General features: G+C 37.6%; 2 protein-coding genes. Both read left to right on the forward strand.

Features of this window, described 5'->3' with window-relative positions; all coding sequences use genetic code 11:
* The coding region (locus KEM10_RS23370; protein WP_212220664.1) for a hypothetical protein at positions 1-2,907 on the forward strand (2,907 nt) is incomplete at its 5' end.
* The coding region (locus tag KEM10_RS23375) for a sialate O-acetylesterase (RefSeq protein WP_212220667.1) at positions 2,907-3,733 on the forward strand (827 nt) is incomplete at its 3' end. The genes KEM10_RS23370 and KEM10_RS23375, both read left to right, overlap by 1 nt.

The raw sequence follows: 3,733 nt of genomic DNA on the forward strand, positions 1-3,733 counted from the left end.
CATTGGATGGATTCGTTTTGGCATAAAGATGAACAAATTCCGGCTGCCAGTATTGATGGACTACAAAACTTGCTTGATGAAAAGGTGACAGATGCGCCTTTAACCGATGGCCCATATGTTAGGGATGCAGGCACATGGAAGGAGTTTGATAGTTCTAACGTAAAGCTAAATGATGCCACTACTGAGAGTCTGGACGGACTTGGAGATACACAGCAGCATGTTAACAAGGAGTTTGTTTCATCTATATTGGCTATTCGTGATGCAGTACGACAGATATCAGGTGCAGCGGCAACCATCGAAGCTGATCCAAAGCCCCAGGCAATATCTGATGTTGAAACACAGTTTACATTTCTGGAAGCCATTGCTGCCACTAACACTGACATTATAGAAGTGGATGAGCTGAATGATCAGGTAACCATTAAAAAGGCCGGAATATATCAGTTTATCACCTTTATTAATGTATCTAATGATTCATCCTCTCAAACCAGGAACCTGACTTTACGCACACGCGATGTTTCCGATGATGAAATCATCACAGAAAGATCTTTGATCATACCACCGTCAGGTTATAGTGGTACATCATCGTTTATCTTTGAAGTTCAAGAAGCAGATTTGCCATTGACTCTTGAATTGTTTCTCCAGTCAGATGATCCAACAGATTTAACAGTCAATGAACTTCAGACTACTCTATTAACAGGAAGCCATGTTAACAGCGGTGGCGGTTTGTCATCAATAGCAGAAGCGACAAATGTGGCCATTCGCAGTATCACCGGTTATGCCGATGGTAATGATATGATCAATTGGAATACAGGTATCTTATATCAGTTTGATGCTGCTAATGCTAATGCAGATGACGATGATTTGTACCTTATGCCTGATGATATCACAGAACCTGATCCTGGACGATGGGTGAAGAAAATGCAGGTTGTAAGAAAAGGTGATATTGAAATAATCACAAATGAACAACCTAACGTATCATTAAAATTTGACAAATCATATTGGCCAGATGAAACAAGGCAATTGGATTTATCCAGTGGTGATATTACTTTGTCGTTAAATACTGGTGTTACAAATATTGTTGGTAGTGCTAACTTTTTTGATATTGTTGCCGACGGTGTTCACGCTATTAATATAGGAACGGGTTTTAAATCAAATGGGGTATTTCCTATTGATTTGGATGGTACTGTATTAGATGCTGGTACCTATATGGTATGCTGTATTTACTCCCCGAATGGAATTGTATTGAGTATTCCGGCTTTAGGTGGTAGTGGAATTACGCCAGAACCAAGTACACCACCAACAGCAACGAACGTTTATTTCACAGGTCAACCTGTTGTAGGCCAAACCATGACCGGCCAATATACATTTAATGCAGGAAGTGGAGGATTACCAGAAAGCGGAACAACTTACCAATGGTATAGGGCAACTGATCAAAGTGGTACAGGTCGCGTTGCAATTTCAGGAGCTATATATAGAAACTATGTTGTCCAAGCAGGTGATGAAAACTACTATTTACAATTTGAACCAACCGTATCGGATGGAACAAATACGGGTGATGCCGTTCAGAGTGCTTGGAGTAGACAGGTTTCGTTGACTGATACATTTGCGCCAGAAATACAATTGGCAATAATTGAAGATGCAAATCCTAATATTTTAAAATTAGTGATTGATGAAGATGTGACAGCCACTAATTTAGGTTACTCGATTAAATATGATGGAGTTGCACAGACTATTAATACTTTGTCTGGAAGCAGTACGAATGAATTACTATTAGAGATTGCAAGGCAGGCTCAAAACGGTCAGGTCATAACATTCTCATATGATTCAACAACAGGGGATACCGTTGATGGAAATTCAAATGAGTTAGTTTCTTTTACTGATGTTTCGGTAACAAATGAGGTTCAATCGTCACCGATTGCGGCAATTCCTTATAACACTGATTTGATAGCCGCATATATGTACAATCTAAGGGAGGTGGATGATGTTTCAGGAAACGTTACAGTTCTGAAAAATCCTATTAATTCTGCTTTAAATCTTCCATGTACATCAACAGACGCAAATAGGCCAACAATTGATGATGCAAATAAGAGAATATTAATGTACGGTAAAATTATTGAGGATGGTTCATATACATTCAGTGATGACGGTACGTTTACGGTTGTGTTTAGGATTGAACAAATGCCAGATAATCCGACAGAATTAAATAGATCATTGCTTTATAATGGTGCTTATAGAACATTGAATTTAAGATTAATGACGCAAGGTTATTTTTTAAATTCATTAGCAACGATTACAAAAGCATTTTACGATGTTCATTTTGGTAAACATGTGATTACAATGGTATCAGATGGTGCAAACGTTAGTGTGTATGTGGACGAAAAAACCACCCCAATGTTTACAAGTCCAACAGCATTGACTGATTTAATCCTTACCTCAATACTGAAAACTTATACTATATCATCAAAAATACAAGCATTTCAGGAAATGCTTTTTTATAATAGGGCATTATCAGAAGCGGAACGCCTAATTGTTACAAGGGATTATTTGGGTAATAAATATGGAGTTGATACGGGTGATAGGCCAGTTATTACTTCATTTGGATTAACGAATGTTTCCAATGGCGGTACAGTTAACAATAGTGATGTTGGACAATTTGCATTTACCTTATCAGATAGCAGGGTAATAGATCGGATTATTTTGGTACAAACTACAAATTCGGCTTATATATCAACAAACACCTCATATTTAATTTTAGAAGATGGAGTTCTTAGGGAATTTAATTTTGATGTTCCACCTTTTAACGCCCAAGGCAATGTTGAATTTGGAATAATGGTAGTAGATGAGCTAGGAAGGGTTTCAGATTTATTTATTGATACCAGTATTAACTTCACAATTACTGATGTATAATGAGTGGAATGCAGATGTTTTTTAATATGCTAGGTGGTGGAGGTGGTGGTACAGTAACGCCAACTCCACCCGAGGAAGTTGATTTCCTTGTATTTCTTTCATATGGACAATCTAATGATGATGGACGAGCACCGTTTGCAGATCGACCTGGTTATGTTGGTTCAGATGGTATTGTACCGGGTGTTAAAATGTGGAACGGTGCAAGTTTTCCAGATATGCAACTTGGCGTAAATTCGGGTGCAGAAATACCAGCCTTAGATCAATGGGCATTTGACTTACCACTATTTTATCAAATAAGCCAGTATCTGAATAAAAATATACTCGTTATTAAAAGAAGTAAGGGAGGTACATCATTAGCTATTGGAGTAACCACACAAGGCTGTTGGAATGTTGATTTTGTTAATATACCAGATGGAACACCTGCCTTATTGGAAGAATTTGAAACAAAATATAATGCTGCAATAGCATATATTAATGGTTTAGGGAAAACGTATAGAGTTGTGGCAGCTTTCAGGCACCAGGGAGAAGCAGATGCCGGAAGTCCTTATAACGCGGAATTCGAAACTAACCTAACAAATGAGATTGCCTACGTTAGATCCTTTGTTGGTAATGCTAACCTGCCAATATTCATAGGTAATATTTCAACTTCATCAAGTTCTTACGATAGTGTTGTTGATGCAGCAATTAATAATGTTGTGGCAGCATCATCCAATAATTATTTATTTGATTGCGATGGTAAAGAATTGCTTGTTGATTCACTTCATTTTAGTGCAAATGGTAATGTTAGCATAGCTTCAGATATTTTAACCTTACTGATTAATAATGT

The organism is Carboxylicivirga linearis (assembly GCF_018271995.1).
In the GTDB taxonomy this organism is placed as follows: Bacteria; Bacteroidota; Bacteroidia; order Bacteroidales; family Marinilabiliaceae; genus Carboxylicivirga; species Carboxylicivirga linearis.